Raw genomic sequence first — 23,066 nt, forward strand, 5'->3', positions numbered from 1 at the left:
GTAAATCTCCAATTTTTTCAGGAGGTTTGCTGGTTTTTTTATGTTTGAGAAAATTAATTATTTTTTCATAAATAATTTTAAGTAAATGACTACTCTTTTGTCTGGCGTTGGATTAAAATAGAAATGGTGAGTTCAAGGCTTACATATATGTGCAAAAGTATGTATATGAGGCATACACCTTAATGAGGAGGGGTATATTTTGTTATTACGTAAAAATTGGTTTAAAGGGTTTACAGCAGCAGTTGTAGCTTGTAGCATGCTGGTGTTTTCAGCCGCTCCATCCTGGGCAGCTAGTGATTCTCGTGATAGCGCTACGGTGAATTTGCGGATCATGGAAACAACGGATATCCATGCGTCCCTGATGAACTACGATTACTATTCGGACAAAGAAACCAACGAGTATGGCTTGGTTAGTACAGCTAGCTTGATCCAGAAGGCACGTAGTGAAACAAGAAACAGTATGCTGTTCGATAATGGTGATTTGCTGCAGGGCAACCCATTAGGCGATTATATGGCCCGCAACAAAACCTTTGAGAAAGAAGGCGGTGTCCATCCGGTCTACAAGATGATGAACCTGATGGGCTATGATGCAGCTACAGTGGGCAACCATGAATTCAACTACGGTCTCGACTTTCTGGACAAATCGCTCAAGGGAGCTGATTTTCCTTATGTAAATGCGAACGTTTATGTTGATAAAGGGGGCCAAGCTACTAAGAATTATTTTACCCCTTATCAGATTCTTGATAAAACAGTAACGGACGAGAAGGGCGAAGAGCATACACTCAGAGTGGGTGTGATCGGTCTGGTCACACCTCAAATTATGCAGTGGGATGAAGCCAATTTGAAGGATAAAGTCGTTACGAAGGATATTGTGGAAACGGCGAAAAAGTTTATTCCTCAAATGAAGACGGAAGGTGCTGACATTATTGTCGTGCTTGCGCATACCGGTTATGAGGATGTGCCACAAACGCCACTGATGGAGAATGCCGTTAAGTATTTGAGCCAGGTGGACGGAATTAACGCTATTCTGTTTGGGCATGCTCATAAATCTTTCCCTGGCCCTGATTTTAAAGATATGAAGGGTGTAGATCTGGATAAGGGAACCATTAATGGGGTACCAGCCGTGGAAGCTTCCTCATGGGGCAAGGATCTGGGTATCATTGACCTGAGCCTAGAAAAGAAAAATCGCGAGTGGAACGTGACTAACTCTCAATCTCAAGTGCGTCCGGTTGTGAGCACCACTAATCAGACTGTGCAGTTTATCCCTGAATTTAAACTGATTGATGCGGTCAAAGAAGAGCATCAAGGAACGCTGGATTATATTCGCCAGCCTGTAGGAACAACGACGGCGCCAATTACCAGTTATTTTGCATTAGTGCAGGACGACCCTTCCATTCAAATTGTGACGAATGCACAGAAATGGTATGTTCAAAACCATCTCAAAGGAACTGAATACGAAAAACTTCCAGTATTGTCGGCAGGCGCTCCATTCAAGGCCGGCGGTCGAAACGGAGCCGAGTATTACACTGATATTCCTGAAGGTACGGTAGCGATTAAAAACGTGTCCGACCTGTATGTGTACCCGAACACGGTTCATGCTGTAGAAGTGACCGGTGCTGAAATTCAGGAATGGCTGGAGTGGTCTGCGGGTCAGTTCAACCGTATTGATCCAAAGCAAACTGAGGAGCAATCGCTGATCAACAAAGATTTCCCAACCTACAATTTCGATGTCATTGACGGTGTGAATTACCAGATTGATGTAACGCAGCCTGCACGATATGATGCCAAGGGAACTATTATTGATTCTTCAGCGCATCGTATCAAGGATCTGCAATACAATGGGAAGGCTATTGATCCTGTGCAGAAATTTATCGTAGCAACCAATAACTATCGTGCTTCCTCATCCAAACTGGCCAACCCAGATGGCAAACGAATTGTGATGGCAGCACCGGATGAAAGTCGTCAAGTCGTTGTTGACTATATCCGTACGAACGGAACGATTAATCCATCGGCGGATGGCAACTGGTCTATTGCTCCTTTTGGTCAGGCAAAGGTTACTTTCGAGTCCTCTCCTGATGCCAAAGACGTGCTGGCAGGCAATCAACAAATTTCATACTTGAGCAGCGCGGCAGACGGTTTTGCCAAATACAGCTTAAAAGCTGGCGCTAGGCTTAGTGCAGCAACGACTCCTGTAAAGGAAGCTGTGGCTCCCGCGGAAGCAACAGCAAAGCCAGCTGTTAAAACGACCAAACCGGCGGCTGTTAAACCAGCTAAAACAACAAAGCCAAAGGCGTCCAAATAACTTCGAATTTTAGTTTTCACTCAATATCAGAATGAAGCAGCAAGTCTCTTTAACCAAGAGATTTGCTGCTTTTTTTAATATTAAAAAAAACGGCCCCGAATTATTATGAGTGTAAAAAGGTTTTGTTTTTGTCGAATATGTACTTAAGTCCTAAGTTATCGTTAAGAACAAGCTGCTTTTTTGTAAAAAAACGTAATTATATAGTACTTTTGTTCTAGTTATTTGTGATATAATGGTGAAAAAACCGGAAAATTGTTCCGAGGAGGACCATTATGACATGCAGCAATTGCAGCATCATATTACCTATAAAGGATCAAGGATTGCTTAGAATTAGGTATTCCAGGGTGTCGCTTACTCCAGCATTAGATGGTTTGGGTATGCTATCGGAACAAATGAAGCAGCAACATGAGCGTGAGGGCGGCATAGAGTTTCGCTATGACAGCCGTTCAGAGTTGGAACAGCTGGTTAACGAACTGGCTCGTCTGCCGCAGGAATACTTGAACCATATACAAGTTGTGGTGACTGGCTTGCATCATGTCGAAGGATATGAGGACTGGCTTTTATTTAGTCAATTGCAAGCCAGACTGCAACATCCGGATATCGTGAGTATTATTAAGGATCAAAGTTTTTCCAGCCATATGCAGCCTATTGTTGACCACAAGCTGGATATTATCGGGTTTGAGTTTTTGCTGCGTCCGTCACATGCGGAGAGACCTTTTCAGCCTTTCCGACTGTTTGAAATCGCCCGTGAAGCTGGCTTGCATGCTCATCTGGATCGCTCGGCTCGTTTTTCCGCAATTGAAAAAAGTGCAACATGCCTTCCGGCGGGGATTAAACGTTTTATTAACTTTCTCCCTTCCACCATTTATAATCCGGCTTATTGCTTGAATCACACCTTTGAGACGATTAATCGGTTATCCATGAGTACGAAGGATTTTGTATTTGAGGTCGTAGAAACGGAAGAGATAGACGACCTTAATTTTTTGCATCATATCTTTGAGCAGTATCGTAATCGAGGAGTTTCAGTTGCCCTGGACGATGTGGGGGCAGGCTATTCTACGACAGAGCTTATGAATTGCCTTCAGCCGGATTATGTCAAAATTGACCGTAGCATAATTGACGGCTGTCATAGTAACAGTAATCAGAAGCGGCAAATCACAGGAATTGTAGAATCGGCTTTTCGTTTTGGAGGCCAAGTGTTGGCTGAAGGAGTAGAGCAGATAGAGGATTTTGAATTTTGTCGTGAAGCAGGTGTGTCACTGGCTCAGGGTTATTTGTTTGGCAAGCCGGAGCCCGGTCCGCCCTCCAATTTTATGCTTAGCAGCGTAATATAGTCAGGAACAAATTTAAGTAGATGTAGTTTATAAAAATTGGAGCTTAAATAAGGCTGTCGTATTAGCATTAATGTAAAAAACGCGAGTGCAGAGGTTATTTCACCCCTGCAACTCGCGTTTTTTGGTCATGCTTGCCCACCTGAACAAGCTCTGGCAAGCAAAGCCATCCAGTCTCCAATTTTACTTGGTAAGGGACGTTAAAAGCCCGGAAGCAGTTTACGACCGTTTTTTTTAAAAAGTAAAGATTGACGTTTTGAAGAGAATTGGATACAGTGTACTATATAAGAAACGGTGTTTCCTTGGTGATACACTGTATCTATATTAGGTAAAAGGTTTAACATTACAGGGAGGACAACCAAAATGAAAGCAGTGCAACTGAAAAACGGTTTTGGCTTTGAAGAGTTAACCTTGATGGAACTTGACACACCGGTGCCGGGACGGCTGGAAGTTCTGATCCGCATAAAGGCAGCGTCCCTCAATTACCGTGATTTGGTAGTTATCAACGGAGTCATGCCGATCGGCATTCAATTTCCCTTCATTCCGTTATCCGATGGAGCGGGTGAAATTGTAGCTGTGGGCGAAGGGGTGACAAAATTTCAGGTTGGACAAAGGGTAGCGGCAAATTTACAACAGAAATTCATTGGCGGGAGCACGAGAGCGGAGGTCTTAAAGGACAGTCTGGGAGGCCCGCTCAGTGGAGTGGCGGCTGAATATATCGTTCTGCATGAAGAGGGGGTCGTCGCCATTCCGGATCACCTTTCTTGGGAGGAGGCTTCCACCTTGCCGATTGCGGCATTAACCGCATGGAGCATGCTGATGGAATCCGGCGGGCTGCGAGCGGGGGATACGGTGCTCTTGCAAGGAACAGGCGGTGTTTCCATCTTTGGGCTTCAATTTTCTCTGATGGCGGGAGCAAGGGTAATTATCACATCGAGCAGCAATGACAAACTGGAACGGGCAAAGGCTCTCGGCGCATGGCAGACAATCAACTATTCGGAGGTTCCAGAGTGGGATAAGGTAGCTCTGGAGCTGACAGGCGGCGGAGTCGACCATGTTCTGGATGTAGGGGGAGCGGCAACAATGGCGCAATCCATCAATGCACTTCGTACTGGAGGGACTGTGAGCATGGTCGGATTCTTATCGGGCTTGACCATTCCTGAGTTCGATGTCACCAGCATTTTGCAGAAGGCTGCGACGATTCGCGGCAGCCAGGTTGGTAACCGGGAACATTTCGAAAACATGAATCGTGCCATTTCCCGCCATCGTTTACATCCTGTCATCGACCGGGTATTCCCGCTCAGCCGAATCGGCGAAGCCTTCGCACTTTTGGCTGAAGGAAAACAGTATTTCGGTAAAATCGTCGTTCAAATATAAATGAGCATTTTGCATAAATCCCAAGAGCAATTTCAAATCAGCACTATATAGATCGAAACGGTTTAGTACGTCTATATAGTGTACTTTCGAGCGTTGGGAATTGAATTATGCAAAATGCTGAAATATTATTCACATTACATAGGAGGCACTCTAATGCCCAGTAAACCTGATTTATCTGTCAAAGATTCTCAAGGAAGAAAGAATAAGAAACCGCGTAAATGGGTACGCAGAACCGGATTATCGCTGCTGTCGGTAATCCTTCTGGGAGTGGTTATTTTTATGCTCATCCCTTCCCCTGTACAGCCTGCAAAATGGCTTGCACCTTCGGCCCCCTCTTTTGAACAAGCGGGTCCATGGCAACAAAACAACAAACTCAGCTCCGCCGAGCTTGTTACAGATGCCCCTAAGTTTCCGGAATTTATCACCTTTGACAAGGAAGGAAATTTATATACGGGAGACTCCAACGGGAAAATTTATAAGGTTGCCTTTGATACAAAGGGCAATCCGCAAAAGGCCCAGCTATATGCAGATACCAAAGGAACGCCCAATGGACTTATGTTTGACGCAAGTGGAAATCTGATCGTTACGGATGTTAAGAAGGGGCTACTGTCGGTAGATCCTTCCAGAAACGTGACGGTGTTGGCCAATCAAGTCGACGACACACCGATCTATTTGGCCAACGAACTGGATATTGCCAAAGATGGTACTATTTATTTTTCTGACACCTCCAATTATGGCAGTGTAGTCTTCAAAGAAATCGCCGAGAACAAGCCGCATGGACGTTTGCTGAAATATAATCCGGCGACCAAGCAGACGACAGTTCTGTTGGAAGGTCTTTATTTTGCGAACGGGGTTGCCTTGTCTGCGGATGAAGATTTTGTACTTGTGGCAGAGTCGTATCACTACCAATTGACCCGATACTGGCTCAAAGGGCCGAAGAAAGGGACTTCGGATATTTTTGCGGATAATCTCGCCGGTTTTCCGGATAACATTACGCGTGATGATCAAGGCCATTTCTGGGTCGGTCTCTTCACGACACGTATTCCCTTTGTAGATCAGATGCATGGAAGCCCGTGGCTGGCTGGAATGATGGCCAAATTGCCTCAATCGCTGCTCAGCGGTGCAAGCGCACCTGTGAAGCATGGACTTGCTGTGGAGCTTAATCCGCAGGGTAAATTCATCGGAAGCTGGCATGATCCTGAAGGCTCGCTTTATGGGGTAACCACGGCTGTAAACCATGACGGATATTTATATATAGGTACAGCTCCTGGAGGCAGCCAGGGTGTTCATCGAGTGCTTTTAACCAAATAAGCTTGGGGAGGGTTTAACATGATATTGGATGAGTTGAAATTATCCTGGAAAGCGAAGGAAAGCCTGGCCGGGAAAGTAGCTTTGGTAACAGGCGCAAGCAGCGGCATTGGGGCATCGATTGCAAAAAAACTGGCAAAGCGTGGCGCGTATGTAGCTGTATTGGCGCGCCGTCAGGAGCGATTGGATGAATTGGTTCGCGACTTGCACCAAGAGGAATTGTATGAGGTCATGGCAATACCTGCCGATATCCAAAAGGCTGAAGACATACAGCAGGCGGTCCACGCCATTCTTGAACGCTGGGGGCGGCTTGACATTATCGTTGCCAATGCCGGCTTCGGGTATCGAAGTCCGCTGGCAGAGGTGGAACTGGAGCGCTGGGAGGAGCTTTACAAGACGAATGTGCACGGTCTTGTCCTGACACTGAAGTACGGACTTCAGCCAATGAGGGAACAGGCCAAGGGGGATGTTGTCATTGTCTCCTCTATTGCAGCGAAGGAAGTGGTTGCCGGAGGAGGACTATACAGCGCTACCAAGTACGGCGTTAGCGCCATAGCCTCTGCATTGCGTTTGGAGACCAGTACGCAAGGAATTCGTGTAACTGCGATTCACCCCGGGGCGGTGGCGACGGAGTTTTCGCAGGTGGCCGGATATCCCGAGCAGGAAATTCGGGCGTTTGCTTCGAGCGTTTTGCCGCTGCATCCCGATGATGTTGCAGAAGCTGCCCTTTATGCACTAGAGCAGCCGGAGCATGTCAATATTCCAGAGTTGACCATTATGCCTTCGAGGCAGGTCCAGCGGTTCAAATAGAGCGATATTTATTCTGACATAAACCGGGTGAGCATGAACCAAAAAGCGCGAGCTACAGGGGGGAATAACCTTGCACTCGCGCTTTTTTATACTAATGATGAAGCGTGACTGTCCAATAAAGTTTAAAACCACTTTGGGATAGCTCCATTTACTATAGAGGAGACCATATCCCGTAACATTTTGGCCCCACGTTCGCTCATCCAGTCATCGTGAGCACAGCTATAGTGTAATGACGTACAGACCTAGCGGCGTAGTTGCGCTACCTGCAACCATGAAGCTGAGAGAATAGCTGGATCTGCCGGGGGGAACGCTGATATCAGCCAATCGGCATACCTTGGTATTATCTCGTAGCAAAGGGATACCATATACACGATCATCCACGCGTACAGCCCCGGCGAACGCGCCCCCACGTGGATTCGCGTAGATTCTGACGATACGTACCTCGTCACTGTCGTTAACGATGGGAATGGTCGCGTTGTATATGGTTCCGAATTGTCCGCGATTATCTAGCGCAGGCCCCAGCTCGCTGCGTGCCCCGGTAAACAGCAGATCGGCAGGAGCCTCACCGTTCAGCTTTTTGGTGGCACACGCCCGATAGTTTGCGCTCTGTCCCACCACGTACTCTGGCATCCGCGCATTCGTTTCGGAAAAGGACCACACCCCTCGTGGATGCGCCTGTGGTGGAGGTACGGGAGGAAGCGCATCCATATGAATCTGGCGCAGATCGGTCTGCGTGTCCTTGCTGATCACGGTGCGAATCACATAATCCAGCGTACCGTGGCCTTCAGCAAATTCTACGGTAAGGTCATAGATGAATCCGGCCAGCGATCCCTCGGGCAGCTCAAATTCCTCCAGCAGAGCGGTGCCTTTGCCGAATTTATGACGGTCTGCTGGCTTCACACGTTCCATCGTACCCGCCAAACAGCTTTTGGCAATAGACTGCCCGACATCAATAATCCAGTTGCCGTCCTCAGGCACAATCTTAAGAGCGCGTTCAATATGGCGTACTTCCAGTTTAGCAGCGCTCCTGTTCTCTACAGTGATGCCCAGTTTAACAGGGCTGTCGATTTTGTTATAATGCCAGCCGAAAATGCGATGTTTGACTGTTCGGGTTGTCGAGCGAACCATGTCATGCCACAGGGTGGCTTGCTCGGTAGGTACCGTCACATGGGTAAGCGTCTCCGGGTTATCGCTAAGCATCAGGCGGCGTGTTCCGCCCTCAGTGGCTGACTCCACATCCACATGGATGTTGGGCGGGATCACGGCAGTTTCCACAATCAGATCCTTTGGCTCCTTGGATCGATGGTTCATGTAAATTCCTCCTTTTATTCAAAAGTGGCACCGCTTTGGGTACATGTATATGGGCAGTTCATAAATATAGGTAACGCCAGATCCATTTATACAACCTGTTTTACAAAATATTTTTTTAAAATAAACCTCCGCAGATTATAGCGGTTCTGCTAATGCATCGAAGCAAGCTTACAAGACTCTTGTTCCCAATCACCAACGATTCGCAGCCAGGTATTGCGTGTATGTTAAGAGCATAAGCTATTGGATGTACAGAGAAGCTACAGGAGGGAAACATGCCTAAAAAAATATGGTGGAAGGAAGCCGTTGTATATCAGATTTACCCGATCAGTTTTCAGGATTCTGACGGAGACGGTAAAGGGGACTTGCGAGGCATTTTGTCCAGGTTGGATTATTTGTGTGAACTGGGTATTGATGTTATCTGGATTTGTCCGGTATATAAATCGCCCAATCACGATAATGGATATGATATTAGCGATTATTATGCCATTATGGATGAGTTTGGAACAATGGAGGATTTTGACGAACTGCTTCACCAGGCGCATGAACGAGGTATCAAAATCATGATGGATTTGGTATTAAACCATACATCGGATGAGCATCCGTGGTTTACGGAGTCACGCTCGTCCAAGGATAATCCGAAGCGGGACTACTACATATGGCGAACAGGCAAAAATGGCGGATATCCGAACAACTGGGAATCGTATTTTTCTGGCTCAGTGTGGAAATATGACAAGCTTACAGACGAATATTACATGCATCTATATTCCGAGCATCAGCCGGATCTGAACTGGGAAAATGAAGAGATGGTGGGCGAGCTCTACCGCATGGTGGAATGGTGGCTGAAAAAGGGAGTCGATGGCTTCCGTTTTGACGCTATTGCCCATATTGTCAAAGCCGAAGGGCTGCCGGATGCCGATAATCCCGACAAACGAACCTTGGTACGGGCTTATCAGCTCTTTTCCAATCTGGAACAGGTACATGTGCTTCTACGGATGCTGAATGAAAAGGTGCTGGAATGTTATCCCTTAATGACAGTTGGCGAAACGTCTGGCTTAGGACCGGAACAGGCGCTTGATTATGTGGGAGACCAGCGGCATGAATTGAATATGGTCTTCCAGTTTGAACACATGTTTATTGATGCACAAGGGCTAGGGACGGAAAAATGGAAATCCAAGCCATGGACGCTGGTGGAGCTGAAAAAAATAATGAGCAGTTGGCAGACAGTGCTTCATCAGGAAGGATGGAATGCCAATTATCTCAACAATCATGATCAACCTCGGGCTCTCTCCAGATTTGCGAATGATGGACAATATCGTGTGGAATCCGCCAAAATGCTGGCAACCTTCACACATATGCTTGAGGGTACGCCTTATATTTATCAGGGTGAGGAAATTGGGATGACGAATATTGCATTCCCGTCGATTGATGATTATCGGGATGTGGAAACGTTAAACTATTATGAGCAGCAACGAAAGATTGGTGAGCCGGAGGAGCAGATTATGGCGGCAATCTGGCGAAAAAGCCGGGATAATGCACGCACTCCGATGCAGTGGGATGCTGGTCCTGCGGCCGGATTTACCGATGGAGAGCCGTGGATGAAGATTAACGATAACTACACACACATTAATGCAGAGGCTGAAAGAAATAATCCAGGCTCGATTTTCCACTATTATCGTAAGTTGATTGCTCTGCGCAAACAACATGAGGTCATAGTCTATGGCGAATACAAGCTTCTGTTGCCACTGGATACAGAGCTGTATGTATTCACTCGTATGTTGGGAAAAGAGCGTTTGCTGGTCATTTTGAATTTCTTTGACCGTGATCCGGTGTTCCACTGGCCCGAAGGTGAGGAGCTTCCTGCCGCCAAGGCGGAACTACTTCTCTCCAACTACGAACCGGTACAAGGGGAACAACTGCATGCCTTGAAGCTGCGGCCTTATGAAGCCAGAGTGTATAAGCTAACCATGCATTAGGCTTTGCTATCTTTAGAATGGTAAAAGGAAGGGAAGGCCCATAGAGCCTTCCCTTCCTTGGAGTAAACTAAAAAGCCCAATCCACACTGGCTACCATGGGCAGGTGTGGATCGGGCTCATTATGATATGGTCTCATTAAATGTAGTTACTTTTTAGTGATAATGTTTCACCTTAAGGTCGTCTAGACTTTTAAACTCATACCCTTGCTTGCGAGCCTCGTCGATGATAGAAGCAAGCGCCTCGGCATTATCCTTGGATACGGAATGGAGCAAAATGACCGCTCCAGGGTGGAGCTGCTGCATGACTTGACGATAGGCATAGTCCGTTCCTTGCTGAATTTTTGTGTCCCAGTCCTTGTAAGCCACAGACCAGAATACGCTCGTATATCCGGCTTCTCGACAGGAAGCCAATGCTTTTTCACTAAAAATGCCGCGAGGCGGCCGGACATATTTCATTTCTTTTTGCCCGGTTAGCTCTGCCGATGCATTTCGTACCCGATCCAGCTCAGACCGGATCTCTGCCGAAGAAATGGTGCTCATATCAGGATGGCTCCATGAATGGTTGCCGATAATATGGCCCTCACTCGCCATGCGTCGCATCAAAGCTGGCTGGTCTTTTACAAAATGCCCCGTCACAAAGAAGGCGGCCGGAACCTTTTTGGCCTTCAATACATCCAGCACTTTCGGAGTATACCCATTCTCATAGCCGTTGTCGAAAGTGAGAAATAATTCTTTTTTAGTCGTATCCCCCAGAAAGATGCCACCTTGTCTTTCGATCAGGTGCATAAAGCCTTCTTGTGCGATGGAAGGCAGCTCCCCTCCTTTACTTTTTTTAAACCCAAAATGATAAGGCTGTCCGTCAACAGTCTGAGTAGCCCATGCGGGTTCCGCCGTAACTGCCAACATACCCGTTACTGCAATGCATAGCCACAAGGTAAATATTCGCTTCATCTATGTTCCTCCGCTTTCGTCCCGTTCGGGTAAGGTGTGTATGCTTCGACATATTTCATACCATCTGCAATATCGTACTGATTTATGCAAGGACATGCTTTGACCGAATGTAAAACTCATATTGACATGAATATTAAATCGAAGTAGTATACTTTATAAAACTCACTAGAATACTCGGATTTAATTCGATCGTTTATGCCGAAGAAAAGCATCAGCTCAGAATATCTTACATACTTGTAAGAACGGAAGGAGTTAGGACTCATGATTGAACTTAGGAATGTATCTAAAACCTACGTGAGAAAAGGCCTAAGTATTGAAGCGTTAAAAAATATAAATATCAAAGTGGATAAAGGGGACATCTTCGGATTTATCGGATTCAGTGGCGCAGGGAAAAGTACGCTAATCCGTTTGGTCAATCGTCTTGAGAAAGTAACCAGCGGAGAGGTTCTTGTTGAAGGGGAGCAGTTAAATACCTATTCTACCTCTGGACTGCGGAAGGTAAGGAAGAAGATTGGAATGATTTTTCAGCATTTTAATCTGCTGGAATCAAAAACGGTGTTCGACAACATTGCAATTCCGTTGGTGCTGCTTAAGCGCAACAAACGCGAAATAGAGGGGCGTGTGAAAGAGCTTTTGGCGTTCATAGGATTGTCGGACAAGGCGGACAGCTATCCCAACGAGCTTTCCGGCGGACAAAAGCAACGTGTCGGGATTGCACGGGCGCTTGCGAGCAACCCATCCATTTTGCTCTGTGATGAGGCGACCTCGGCACTTGATCCGCAGACCACACAGTCTATTCTCGACTTGCTTCGCAAAATCAACAAGGAATACAAGATCACCATATTGATCATTACCCATGAGATGTCGGTGATTCAGCGAATTTGCAACAAGGTTGCCGTAATGGAAAAAGGGGAAATCATCGAGCAGGGCAATGTCCTGGAGGTATTCGGACAGCCGCAGCACCCGACGACGCAGAGCTTTGTACGCACGGTCATTCACGATGCAGTACCCGAGAGTGTGCTACAAACGTTCGAACAGCAAGAATCACAGCGGATTTACAAGCTGGAATTTATAGGACAGGTTGCTTCTGATCCGGTAGTTCATGAATTAATTCGGCAGCATGATATCCATGTGAACATTTTGTTTGCCAACATGACGGAGATTCAAGAAACGACGATTGGCTATATGACAATCCAACTGCGTGGTGGACAGCATTCCATTCAGCAGGCTGTTGATTTTATCAAGAGCAAAGGAGTCCATATTCAGGAGGTAGAGAGTCTATGATGATTACAGGAACCACGATAACCTGGGATCAACTGTGGGAAGCTTTGTATGAATCCGTGCTCATGGTCAGCATATCCTTATTCATTGGCGCCCTGATCGGTATCCCTATCGGTATTTTACTCGTCATCACACGCCCGGGCGGAATTCTGGAGAACAAATGGCTGCACAATATTTTGAATCCGATCATTAACATTGTTCGTTCCTTACCGTTTATTATCTTACTGATTGCGATCATTCCGTTAACCCGTCTGATTGTGCATACATCCATTGGGACCAGCGCGGCAATTGTCCCCTTGATTATATATATTGCGCCATATATCGGAAGGCTGGTCGAAAACTCGCTGTTGGAGGTGAATCCGGGGATATTGGAGGCAGCAGATGCGATGGGGGCGACCCCGTTCCAGGTCATTCGATACTTTTTGCTTCCTGAGGCATTCAGTTCTCTGATTTTGTCGTTAACGACAGCAGCCATTGGTCTGATTGGTGCTACTGCTATGGCTGGTGCGGTCGGCGGAGGCGGAATTGGCGATCTGGCGATCGCATATGGCTATCAACGTTTTGATACGCTGGTTATGCTGATTACCGTCATCATTCTAGTCTTGTTTGTACAAGGTGTTCAGTCCTTGGGGAACCTATTGTCCCGTAAAGCACGCAGGGGTTAAATTAGATGTTTTTTTTCACCTATTGTCTGTTCATAGCTTGTAATTTTATAATCCATGCGTTCCAATACGTTGTTCATATCTTTCATTTTTGCAATGAGCTGCTTGCGCTGCTCTATTAGGAGTTCTTTTCTCGCATACATTTAATATATTCAACCCATCTGCAATCTTCTTCCGTGTAATCTCTGATGCCACTTTTATTACGGTTCACACGCGGAATAAGTCCGATGCGTTCATAATAGCGGAGTGTATCCTGAGATAGTTCGAATTTTTTGCTTACTTCTGCGATCAACATGCAGACTTCACCTCCTGATTTCTGATCAAGAAACGCCCTATGTAAATGGATAGGGCGTTCTTGTCGTTTCTTATTTCGAAACTGTCATTTCATCCATATTTACTGGGCGCCAACTACCGGATGAGGAACATAAGGCTCTTCCAGCAATGCGATTTCTTCAGGTGTTAACGTAATCGAAAGAGCAGCTACTGCATCTTCAAGATGAGACGTTTTCGTAGCACCGATAATCGGAGCTGTTACCGGTTCTTTCTGTAGCAACCAGGCAAGTGCGATTTGAACGCGGGGAACTCCGCGTTTTTCTGCGATGGCCGCAACCTGCTCCACGATCAATCGATCGGTATCTGCAGTCGCATCGTATTTAGATTTTGCCACTTGATCGGTTTCGGAACGATGTGTTGTTTCCTGCGCATCACGCGTCAATCTTCCACCTGCAAGTGGGCTGTATGGAATCACACCGATTTTTTCTTCCTTACAAAGCGGCAGCATCTCTCTCTCCTCTTCACGATATAAGAGGTTTAAATGATTTTGCATCGATACAAACCGGGTCCATCCATTCTTCTCAGCTATATGCAAAGCCTTTAGAAACTGCCATGCGTACATGGCAGAAGCTCCGATATATCTTGCCTTCCCAGCCTTCACCACATCATGTAATGCTTCCATCGTCTCTTCAATAGGGGTAGTGTAATCCCAGCGATGAATTTGGTACAGATCCACATAATCTGTCCCCAGTCGCTTAAGGCTCTTATCGATTTCACTCATAATAGCCTTTCGAGAAAGTCCCGCACCATTGGGGCCTTGATGCATACGGAAATGAACCTTCGTTGCAAGGACAATTTCATCTCGATTCGCAAAATCTTTTAAAGCCCGTCCGACGATTTCTTCGCTAGTTCCGTCTGAATATACATTCGCGGTATCAAAAAAATTGATGCCTAGCTCCAGGGCCTTTTTTATAATGGGACGACTGCGCTCTTCATCTAATATCCATGGATGAATCCATCGTTCTGCAACCCCAAAGCCCATACACCCAAGACAAAGCCGGGATACATCCAAGCCGGTATTTCCAAGTTTCATATAGTCCATTTGATTATACCTCTCTTTCCTAGATATTGTTTTCTTCAAATGTTCTACTCCAGCTACTTACACCGGATATTATTACATTTGGAGTTCACTCCAAGTCAAGCGATTTTGTTGCGTGATGCCTTCATATAGGACTAATTGTTCAGAATCGGTTCAGTGGGGTTTCGTATAATTCTCTTAGCATAGTTCCTTGGTTGCATAATCCGTAGAACTAAACATGACTAAAGACTTTGATAAAACAGGATATATGCCAATAAATAGCGTCTAGGAGTGGAAATGTTGAAACTTATAAATCGAAATAAATGGATTGCATCTGCGATGGTATTGGGGATTGCTTCAGGCTCCATCGTATCTTTGCCTTGGCTGGGGGGCGCTCAGACTGCTTATGCAGCGACAGCAGATACACAAAGTGAAACTGGATTTGTAGCACAAGCTCGTACTTTGGGTTTGATGACAGGTGGGAATCAGGGCGATTTTATGGCACAAAAGAATTTGACCCGCGCTGAAGCGGCCAAAATTTTGTGCGGTCTGTTCCAGTTGGAAGTTAACAATCAGCCGCAGACTTCTTTTATGGATGTATCGTCCGATGCATGGGGCGCTCCCTATATTGAGGCCGTACGTGCAGCCGGGTATATGACAGGTAACGGAGAACTCTTCCGTCCGGGGGATGCCATTACCAAGGAAGAACTGATTGTTTCGCTCGTACGTGCAATGCACTTGCAGGATACAAGTACTGCGGATGCACAGCAAAATGCAGTTCAGGTTGCCCGCTCTTACGGTCTGTTATCAGAGGATGCTTCTGCAACGGATTTGAAAAATCCATTGAACCGGGAGAGTGGTGCAGAAGTATTCGTCAGCCTGCTGGATCATCCGGTAGGAGAAGTGAAATCAGAGGGCAATACCGTTCGAATCGGAAATATCCCGTACCAGTTGGAAGGATCTTTGCAAGGCTTGTTTGGTGAAAATAACAAAGCTGTATTAAAAGGGGCAAAAATCGATCTTAACCGTAATTTGCGTACACTCACAGGTGTAAATAAGCTGGAAATTAACGCAGACGGTGGTGTATTTGACGGTAAGGGTGTGTCTTTTGATGGACGCCTGATCGTCAATGGTTCGGTAACCTTGAAAAACATGTCCTCCACAGGCGTATTAGAAATCAAAGGCTCAGGGACCCAGCCTGTATCGGCCATTTTGGAAAATACGACATGGTCCGGTGTAGAACTGGGCTCCAAGGATGCCAAACTGACTGCAACCGGGACGACAAAGATTGACAACCTTACGCTGAAAAATGATGCATCGATCGGGACCGAGGGGGATGCAGCGATTAGTCGTGTTTCATTGCAACAGGGACTAGGCAAGCTGTTGGTGAGCGGAAGTATTGGTTTGCTGGATGCATCACAATATGTGGGTGTTCCTTTTATCACACTGGCCAAGGGGGCTGCAATCAACCAGCTCAATCTGCCGGAACAAAAACAGCCGCAGGATGTTATTGTTAACTATAATGCGATGAAGGAAGCAGTTAGTCTCGTAAATGGTACGAAGAACTCATCCTCTGTTGGATCGGTTGTCACGGACACAGATAGCAAAGATAAGAAAAAACGTGACAGTGATATCGTTAGTATAGACCGCAGTCAGTTGGAGACGGAAGTCCATGCAGCCAAAGAACTGTTGGAGCGTGCAGGTGAGGGTGGACTGGATCAGGCGCTTTACACGGTCTCAGCGAAGGAAAACCTGTCCATAGCAATCAATCAGGCTATGCTGGTACTGAACAATACGGCAGCTACACAGGCAGAAGTAGATCAAGCGCTCAGCACATTGAAACAGGATGTTTCTGTGTACACAACCTCAGCCACAGAGCCGGTGATTGGAACACAGGAATTAACTAGACTGGTTCAGTTAGCTTCGACTACCCTTGAACAAAACCGAATGGTTGGTGATGAATTTCCACCTCTTTGGGACGACTCACTAAGTCAAGCGATTCAATTTGGCAACAATGTGTTGGAAGGAAATGCGCCTCAAAATATTGTGGATCGGGAAGCAGAAAGCTTGCGTCGAGTAATAAAGGTATACAAAGCATCAGTAAAACTCAGAGATGCCTATCTGCATTTTGTCGATGTAACAGATCGTGTGGATAATTTGAAAACAGATAAAGCGCGTTACAAGTCCTTAGTAAGAGAAGGATCAAATGTATATGTGAATCCATTGGCTACAACTGAGCAGTTGGAAGAATGGACACAAAAAATAGATCTTGCTACAGAATCATTCTTGGCACTGCAAGCAGCGGACTTCTCGGTGCTTAAGAATACTTTACAAGAAGCGCAGGTTATCTACGATCAGAATGGTTCTCAAAATGCTGAACTAGATAACTTGATTCAGGAATATACAGAGAAGATGCACACTGCTATGACCCAGCAGGACGTATTGAACTTGAACATGGAGCTGAGTCAAAGGCTTACGGAGTTCACTGTGCCATTGCCTGCTACAACTCGGGAAAAACTGCAGCAGCTGGTTCAAGATATTCAACTAAAACTGCTGTCTAACCCTGTGGCTCGTAATTACTTGAATACGGAAATGCTGTCTTTAGAGCAACAAACAGGACAAGCCAACTTTGCACTCATTATGCCATTTACTCCTGAGGAGCAATTGGTCATCTCTTATAATCAATTAAGTCAGGCTAAAGGGACCTATCTTGAAAAATATAACGAGAAAAGACTACAATTGAGAGACAAAGTCATTGAAATGCAGACTTCGATCAATGGAATTTTGCTGCAAAATTCAGGCGCATTAAGCGCTGAGGCTCAGCAAGCCTTGTCTTCTGCTTCAGAGCATGCCTCTACTTTCTTAGGCTTGTCCAGCTTTGAATTACAAGACGTTGTTCCTGTATATGAGGAGCTGCAACAAGTACAGAGCCAGTATGCTGCACCTATAACGGTGGATACTACGTTGTTGAATCACAATATCAATTTGGCCAATAATGAAATTTTGACGTTCGGCCGTCATTATACGGAACAAGATAACGAAGAACTTCAAGGGCAGATTAATCTGGCAAACCTTGTGCTTAATAATCCGGATAGCACACAGGTACAGGTAGACCAAGCTAATACGGATCTGATTACAGCGTTTGCAAACTACCAATTCAAATGGATCGTAACTGATCTTGATATCAATGAGCTTAAGAACATTGCGAACAATCTGCTTACAGTAAATGGTACAGATCCTACGACGGTCTACTTTCACAGAGTAGTGGATGCATTCAATCGTTTGGACCAGTATTTGCCTATGCCAGAACTTAAGAAAAATTACATGGATCTGGAAGATGCGATTCAGGAGTATAAAGATTTTGTAGCCAGCCAGCAACAAAACAGCGGAACAGGAAGCAGTGACAGTAACGGTCGACCAACGCCGCCGAGCGATAGCGACGGAACAGGAAGCAGCGACAGCAGCAGTGGAGCAACACCGCCGAGCGATAGCAACGGAACAGGAAGCGGCGACAGTAGCAGCGGAGCAACACCGCCGAGCGATAGCAACGGAACAGGAAGCGGCGACAGCAGCAGTGGAGCAACACCGCCGAGCGATAGCAACGGAACAGGAAGCGGTGACAGCAACGGTGGAGCAACACCGCCGAGCGATAACAGTGGAGACGATTCAAGCTCGATTCCTGGCGGTAGTATTGATGGCGTTATGATTCCTTAATAGGAGAGGCTAGAAACTACAAGTACGTATTGAAGGGGACGATTCCGCACAGATTTTATCTGCGGCGGGCGTCCTTTTTTGTATGGACAACGCTTCTAATGTAGCTGAATAGAATAACCGATACAAAAGATAGACGTTATTGAAAAGAGCGGAGGATTTATGAAAAAACAGGGTGTTTTATTTTTTATTATACTTCTGCTTGCGGTTGCGTTACCAGTGTATCCGTTAGTGTCGGGTGTTTTATCCGGAAACAGTCATTGGAAAGCTCATAACGGTATTATTGATTTGCGTAATTGGGACCCTCATAAGGAAGGCCCTGTACAGCTGGGAGGGGAGTGGGAATTTTACCCTAATCAGCTTGTGCAACCTTTATCCTTTCATGAAATGCAACAAGATAAGGATTGGGAAAGTCATCAGAGTTCTTCAGAGTTGGGGATGGAAACGAGATCTTCTGCCAAGATTGTGGATGTGCCAGGTAGATGGAATCAGTGGATGCCTAAGGGACAGGCGACCGGATATGGAACCTATCATATCCGTGTGCTGTTGCCTGAAAAAGCGGAAAATCTGTACGGCATCTATATGCAAAACATTCGCAGTGCCAGCCAAGTATGGATTGACGGAGAAAACGTCGGAGCGAGTGGTATTCCCTCTGTTTCTGCCGACAAGGGTAAGCAGGGCAATGTTCCCTATGTTGGGTTTGCATCGGTAGATGGACATTCGGCTGATATTACCGTGCATGTGGCTAATTATAGCTATTCCTCTGGTGGGATTATTTATCCACTGTTATTTGGGGATTACGAGAGTATTACGCATAGCCGGGAAGTTGCAATGGCAGAGGACACCGTACTGATCGCAGGATTTTTTATTCCTACCGTATTTTTTATCATGCTATACCTTTTGCGTAAAAAGGAGAAGGCATTACTTTACTTAGGATGCTTTTGCATCGCGGCTTTATTTTATATTCTGACACATGGAGAAAAGCTGCTGGTTTGGGGAATACCGGATTTACCTTATGAATGGGTACTGAAAATACAGTCGTTCTCGTCAACGCTGTTCTACTATTTTCTGATCCGCTATGTTCATCTTTCGACGCAGATTGTTATGAATCGGATCGTGCTGCGCTTCTATCATATTACAACCGCACTGATGCTGGGTATGGGGCTATTTTTGCCTACATTGGTACTCTCATCCTTTGAATTGTTTATTCTTCTTTTTGGTGTAGTCAGTGTGGGATACGTGTTACTAATCTTGATTCGTGGGCTTCTTCAACAGACGGATGACGCTGCACTGCTAGTCATTAGTATTATGAGCATTCTTATGATTGTAGTGACTAGTTTTGTGTATATTCTGGGCTGGGGAGATGTACGTGGGGTGACAGCCTATGAAATGCTCATATTCGTATTGGCTCAAACGCTGCTGCTGGCCAAACGTTTTGTACATTCGTTTATGGAGGTTGAGAACCTGTCACGACGATTGCTCACACTGGATGGGTTGAAAAACGAATTTCTGGCGAACACGTCACATGAACTGCGCACTCCTCTGCATGGAATTATTAATATCGCTCAATCCATGCTAGACCGCTACGGGACACAATTCAATGAGCCGCAAAAGCACAATTTGGCCTTGATTGCGAATGTAGGACGCAGACTTTCTTATTTAATTAACGATATTCTGGATTTTTCTAATTTGAAAAATGGCAGATTAGCCTTAAATCGTCGGCCTGTCAATGTACAGGCAGCTGTGAATTCCGTGCTGGAGGTATTGGGGCATACGGTGGGTAAGAAAAAGCTTCAATTCGTCAAAGAATGGCCCAGTTCGTTGCCCAAAGTAGATGCGGATGAGGATCGGCTGATTCAGATTTTATACAATTTGTTGGGTAATGCGGTGAAATTTACGGAGGAAGGCAAAATCGTAATCTCTGCCAAAGCGGGGACCCGTGAAATGGAAATCAGTATAAAGGATACCGGCTCCGGTATTGCCCAGGAGCATCTTTCGCATATATTTGAACCTTTTAACCGAGGGGCGAATGCTGAGGATGAAGGATACAGTGGGACAGGGCTTGGATTAGGCATAGTCCGTCGTCTGGTGGAACTGCATGGGGGTCATATCCGGGTAGAATCTAGATTAGGTAAGGGTTCGACCTTTTATTTTACACTGCCCTTGGCGCAGACCGGAACGTTGGGACATGAAGCTCAAAAAGATGTTTCGCCTGCGGTTATATTGCAGCCTGGCGTGACGTCGGGTCAGAATGTGATTCCGCATGAAGAGGATGCACTGGAGCGAGTCCAGACTGTCCCTTACAAAGTGCTGGCTGTAGATGACGACGAGGTTAACCTTCGGGTGCTGGAGGAACTATTATATGCCACAGGTTGTAGCGTGGTGGCTGTGGATCATGCCGAGGAGGCACTTCACATGCTGAATGGCCGTACCCAATTTGACCTGGTCATTACGGACTGGATGATGCCGGAAATGTCCGGTATTGAGCTGTGCCGACGGATAAGGGAACGGTATTCCCTGTCCGAGCTACCGGTGTTGCTCCTGACGGCACGCGATCTGCCCGGCGATATCCGCGCAGGTTTTATGGCCGGAGCGAATGATTTTCTACGTAAGCCTGTTGATGCTGAGGAATTAAAGGCACGTGTGCGCACGCTGCTGAACATGCGCCATTCAGCGGAGGAAGCGGTGCGTTCTGAAATGGCCTTTTTACAGGCACAAATCAAGCCGCATTTTCTGTACAATGCCTTGAATGTCATTGTTTCGACCGTAGCCGTAGACCCGGACAAAGCAGCGGAGCTGCTCATGGAGCTAAGCCAGTATTTGCGGGGGAGCTTTGATTTTCAGAACAGGGAGAATACGGTACCGTTATCCAAGGAGCTGGAATTGGTAGAATCGTATGTGGCACTGGAAAAAGCACGATTTGAAGAACGTTTGCAGGTAACCGTAGAGGTAGGGAGGAACATCCGGTCGCTCATCCCGCCGTTAAGTATTCAACCCATCGTGGAAAATGCGATACGGCATGGTGTGATGCAACGGGCAACAGGTGGAACCGTGCGAGTGGTTGTGCAGGAGGATGGAACCGATTTTGTGGTCAGCGTGACCGATGACGGCGTAGGGATTCCACCGGAGCGACTGGAACAACTGCTGTCGGATGATCATATATCTTCCAGCGTGGGACTGCGTAATATCCATCGCCGTCTTATCCATATGTATGGAGAAGGGTTGCGGATTGAAAGTAATCCTATGCAAGGGACGACGGTAAGCTTCCGTGTGCCGGAAACGATCACACCCCGGAATACCGATGAATAAAAAAAGTACAGTATATTTGTCGGAAAAGCTAATGTCGCGTCCGCGATGATACGATATATAAAATATAAGAAATTAAAAATCGTATGGTTAAAGCAGATAGCATGTAAATAGAGCATCATGATGGATGGTTACAGCAGGAAGGGAGTACGGACACAAATGAAGGCGATTTTGATTGATGATGAGAGATCGGCATTAACCTACTTGGAACGGTTGCTGGAGGCGGACGGACGGTTAACGGTAATGGGCAAATATACGTCTGCACAAGCGGGGCTGGATTATCTGGCGGCAGAACGTGCGGATATTGTTTTTATAGATATCGGAATGCCAGAGATGAACGGTCTGGAGGCCGCCGAGTGGATTCAACAGCTGGATTCCCATATTCATATCGTCTTTGTGACCGCGTACTCGGAATATGCTATTGAAGCGTTCGAGCTGCAAGCACTGGATTACTTGTTAAAGCCCGTTCATGCCCGGCGGCTATCCAAAACGATAGATCGGATTGCAGCCACGCTGGCTGATTCCCGTTCCTCCAGCTTGGGAGTTGCAGCAGAGCAATCCCCCAAGGTACGTTGTTTTCAAAAGCTTGAAATTTTGGAGGTTGGACAGGAAGCCGTAGGAGCGAAACCACTCAAATGGCGCACATTAAAGTCACAGGAGCTATTTTCCTTTTTACTACACCATGAAGGGGAATGGGTGAGCAAAGAACAATTGCTGGATGCGCTGTGGCCCGAATATCATTTGGACAAGGCTGTTGTTCACCTGCACACGTCCATTTATCAAATTCGCAAGGCGTTGAAAGAACGGATGCAAGATACGAAGCTGGAATACAATCTGGATCGCTACCGCTTGAACCGCAATGGCTGGATTACAGATGTGGAGCTCTTCGAGCGGGGAATATCCGAATGGGCTGCATCCGGTAGCGGCGGTACGCCGCGTATTGATAGCCTGTTGGCTCTATACCGTGGCAACTACCTGGAGGAGCACGATTACCCGTGGGCGTATGCAAAAAGGGAGAAGCTGCGCAGTATGTATCTGGCATGTGCTTCTGAGCTGGCGAGAGAAGAGCTTCGCTCAGGTCGTACCCGGCAGTCTGTTCAGCGCTTGCTCAGCCTACAGCAGCGGGAGCCGTACTCAGACGATATCTGCAGTCTGCTGCTGACCGCCTATGCCCAACTGGGCGATTATACCGCTGCGCAAAAGCATTATGAAAGCTTCGCCAATATACTGGAAGATGAGTTGGGTATTGAACCGCAGCAGGTGACGCACCAGTTGTACGTGCAATTGAAAACACAGACGCTACCTGCGTAAACGGCTGTACTGGCTCAGGTCGTATGAATAGGCCAACCAGAGATTACTGGTTGGCCTATTCTATTGGAGATTCTACGAGGGA

General features: G+C 46.5%; 14 protein-coding genes and 1 pseudogene. 11 read left to right on the forward strand and 4 right to left on the reverse strand.

Annotation, left to right across the window (positions count from 1 at the left end):
- Positions 1-199 precede the first annotated feature (199 nt).
- The 5 genes from G9G53_RS12580 (at position 200) to G9G53_RS12600 (ending at position 7,128) form a co-directional block, all read left to right on the forward strand.
- The gene (locus G9G53_RS12580) at positions 200-2,302 is read left to right on the forward strand and encodes a bifunctional 2',3'-cyclic-nucleotide 2'-phosphodiesterase/3'-nucleotidase (RefSeq protein ID WP_165147939.1); all 2,103 of its coding nucleotides are present in this window, start codon (positions 200-202) and stop codon (positions 2,300-2,302) included.
- Between the two features lie 272 nt (positions 2,303-2,574).
- Positions 2,575-3,636, forward strand: coding sequence for an EAL domain-containing protein (locus tag G9G53_RS12585; protein WP_069010759.1), 1,062 nt, complete (start codon positions 2,575-2,577; stop codon positions 3,634-3,636).
- A gap of 360 nt (positions 3,637-3,996) precedes the next feature.
- The gene (locus tag G9G53_RS12590) at positions 3,997-5,010 is read left to right on the forward strand and encodes a zinc-dependent alcohol dehydrogenase family protein (RefSeq protein ID WP_069010760.1); all 1,014 of its coding nucleotides are present in this window, start codon (positions 3,997-3,999) and stop codon (positions 5,008-5,010) included.
- 153 nt (positions 5,011-5,163) lie between these two features.
- Complete coding sequence (locus G9G53_RS12595) at positions 5,164-6,321, forward strand: SMP-30/gluconolactonase/LRE family protein (protein WP_165147942.1); 1,158 nt, start codon at positions 5,164-5,166, stop codon at positions 6,319-6,321.
- An 18-nt stretch (positions 6,322-6,339) separates the two neighbouring features.
- Positions 6,340-7,128 carry an SDR family oxidoreductase gene (locus G9G53_RS12600; RefSeq protein ID WP_029514700.1) on the forward strand — a complete coding sequence of 263 codons (789 nt, stop codon included), beginning with the start codon at positions 6,340-6,342 and terminating at the stop codon, positions 7,126-7,128.
- 219 nt (positions 7,129-7,347) lie between these two features.
- Here G9G53_RS12600 and G9G53_RS12605 read toward each other — a convergent pair whose 3' ends face one another.
- On the reverse strand, positions 7,348-8,439 hold the full coding sequence (locus G9G53_RS12605; RefSeq protein ID WP_165147945.1) for a hypothetical protein: 1,092 nt from the start codon (positions 8,437-8,439) through the stop codon (positions 7,348-7,350).
- Positions 8,440-8,711: 272 nt separating this feature from the next.
- Here G9G53_RS12605 and G9G53_RS12610 point away from each other — a divergent pair, with 272 nt between their 5' ends.
- Complete coding sequence (locus G9G53_RS12610) at positions 8,712-10,412, forward strand: glycoside hydrolase family 13 protein (RefSeq protein ID WP_029514702.1); 1,701 nt, start codon at positions 8,712-8,714, stop codon at positions 10,410-10,412.
- A 152-nt stretch (positions 10,413-10,564) separates the two neighbouring features.
- On the opposite strand, the gene pdaA is transcribed toward G9G53_RS12610, so the two are convergent.
- The gene (pdaA, locus tag G9G53_RS12615) at positions 10,565-11,362 is read right to left on the reverse strand and encodes a delta-lactam-biosynthetic de-N-acetylase (RefSeq protein WP_165147948.1); all 798 of its coding nucleotides are present in this window, start codon (positions 11,360-11,362) and stop codon (positions 10,565-10,567) included.
- Between the two features lie 261 nt (positions 11,363-11,623).
- Between pdaA and G9G53_RS12620 the strand changes: the two genes are divergently transcribed.
- Positions 11,624-12,646 carry a methionine ABC transporter ATP-binding protein gene (locus tag G9G53_RS12620; protein WP_069010766.1) on the forward strand — a complete coding sequence of 341 codons (1,023 nt, stop codon included), beginning with the start codon at positions 11,624-11,626 and terminating at the stop codon, positions 12,644-12,646.
- Positions 12,643-13,308: a methionine ABC transporter permease gene (locus G9G53_RS12625; protein WP_029514704.1), complete on the forward strand. Its 666-nt coding sequence runs from the start codon at positions 12,643-12,645 to the stop codon at positions 13,306-13,308. Before G9G53_RS12620 ends, G9G53_RS12625 begins: the two co-directional genes overlap by 4 nt.
- Here the strand turns inward: G9G53_RS12625 and G9G53_RS12630 are convergent.
- Together G9G53_RS12630 and G9G53_RS12635 are read right to left on the reverse strand one after the other, a co-directional pair.
- Positions 13,305-13,600 (reverse strand): annotated as a pseudogene (locus G9G53_RS12630) (MerR family transcriptional regulator). The gene G9G53_RS12625 and the pseudogene G9G53_RS12630 overlap by 4 nt on opposite strands.
- A 99-nt stretch (positions 13,601-13,699) precedes the next feature.
- Positions 13,700-14,680, reverse strand: coding sequence for an aldo/keto reductase (locus tag G9G53_RS12635; RefSeq protein ID WP_165147951.1), 981 nt, complete (start codon positions 14,678-14,680; stop codon positions 13,700-13,702).
- Between the two features lie 273 nt (positions 14,681-14,953).
- On the opposite strand from G9G53_RS12635, the gene G9G53_RS12640 reads away from it, so the two are divergent.
- The 3 genes from G9G53_RS12640 (at position 14,954) to G9G53_RS12650 (ending at position 22,984) form a co-directional block, all read left to right on the forward strand.
- On the forward strand, positions 14,954-18,370 hold the full coding sequence (locus G9G53_RS12640) for an S-layer homology domain-containing protein (RefSeq protein ID WP_165147954.1): 3,417 nt from the start codon (positions 14,954-14,956) through the stop codon (positions 18,368-18,370).
- 159 nt (positions 18,371-18,529) lie between these two features.
- Positions 18,530-21,676: an ATP-binding protein gene (locus tag G9G53_RS12645; protein WP_165147957.1), complete on the forward strand. Its 3,147-nt coding sequence runs from the start codon at positions 18,530-18,532 to the stop codon at positions 21,674-21,676.
- A gap of 156 nt (positions 21,677-21,832) precedes the next feature.
- Entirely contained in the window at positions 21,833-22,984 is a 1,152-nt protein-coding gene (locus tag G9G53_RS12650) for a response regulator (protein WP_165147960.1), read from the forward strand.
- Positions 22,985-23,066: the final 82 nt, after the last annotated feature.

Origin of the sequence: Paenibacillus sp. EKM206P (genome assembly GCF_011066155.1) — a bacterium.
GTDB classification, from domain to species: domain Bacteria; phylum Bacillota; class Bacilli; order Paenibacillales; family Paenibacillaceae; genus Paenibacillus; species Paenibacillus polymyxa_D.

Bases quoted from the DNA above. Each gene is read 5' to 3' on its own strand.
- G9G53_RS12585 (WP_069010759.1), top strand. From the start codon at position 2,575: ATGACATGCAGCAATTGCAGCATCATATTACCTATAAAGGATCAAGGA.
- G9G53_RS12590 (WP_069010760.1), top strand. From the start codon at position 3,997: ATGAAAGCAGTGCAACTGAAAAACGGTTTTGGCTTTGAAGAGTTAACC.
- G9G53_RS12595 (WP_165147942.1), top strand. From the start codon at position 5,164: ATGCCCAGTAAACCTGATTTATCTGTCAAAGATTCTCAAGGAAGAAAG.
- G9G53_RS12600 (WP_029514700.1), top strand. From the start codon at position 6,340: ATGATATTGGATGAGTTGAAATTATCCTGGAAAGCGAAGGAAAGCCTG.
- G9G53_RS12605 (WP_165147945.1), bottom strand. From the start codon at position 8,439: ATGAACCATCGATCCAAGGAGCCAAAGGATCTGATTGTGGAAACTGCC.
- G9G53_RS12610 (WP_029514702.1), top strand. From the start codon at position 8,712: ATGCCTAAAAAAATATGGTGGAAGGAAGCCGTTGTATATCAGATTTAC.
- pdaA (WP_165147948.1), bottom strand. From the start codon at position 11,362: ATGAAGCGAATATTTACCTTGTGGCTATGCATTGCAGTAACGGGTATG.
- G9G53_RS12620 (WP_069010766.1), top strand. From the start codon at position 11,624: ATGATTGAACTTAGGAATGTATCTAAAACCTACGTGAGAAAAGGCCTA.
- G9G53_RS12625 (WP_029514704.1), top strand. From the start codon at position 12,643: ATGATGATTACAGGAACCACGATAACCTGGGATCAACTGTGGGAAGCT.
- G9G53_RS12635 (WP_165147951.1), bottom strand. From the start codon at position 14,680: ATGGACTATATGAAACTTGGAAATACCGGCTTGGATGTATCCCGGCTT.
- G9G53_RS12640 (WP_165147954.1), top strand. From the start codon at position 14,954: ATGTTGAAACTTATAAATCGAAATAAATGGATTGCATCTGCGATGGTA.
- G9G53_RS12645 (WP_165147957.1), top strand. From the start codon at position 18,530: ATGAAAAAACAGGGTGTTTTATTTTTTATTATACTTCTGCTTGCGGTT.
- G9G53_RS12650 (WP_165147960.1), top strand. From the start codon at position 21,833: ATGAAGGCGATTTTGATTGATGATGAGAGATCGGCATTAACCTACTTG.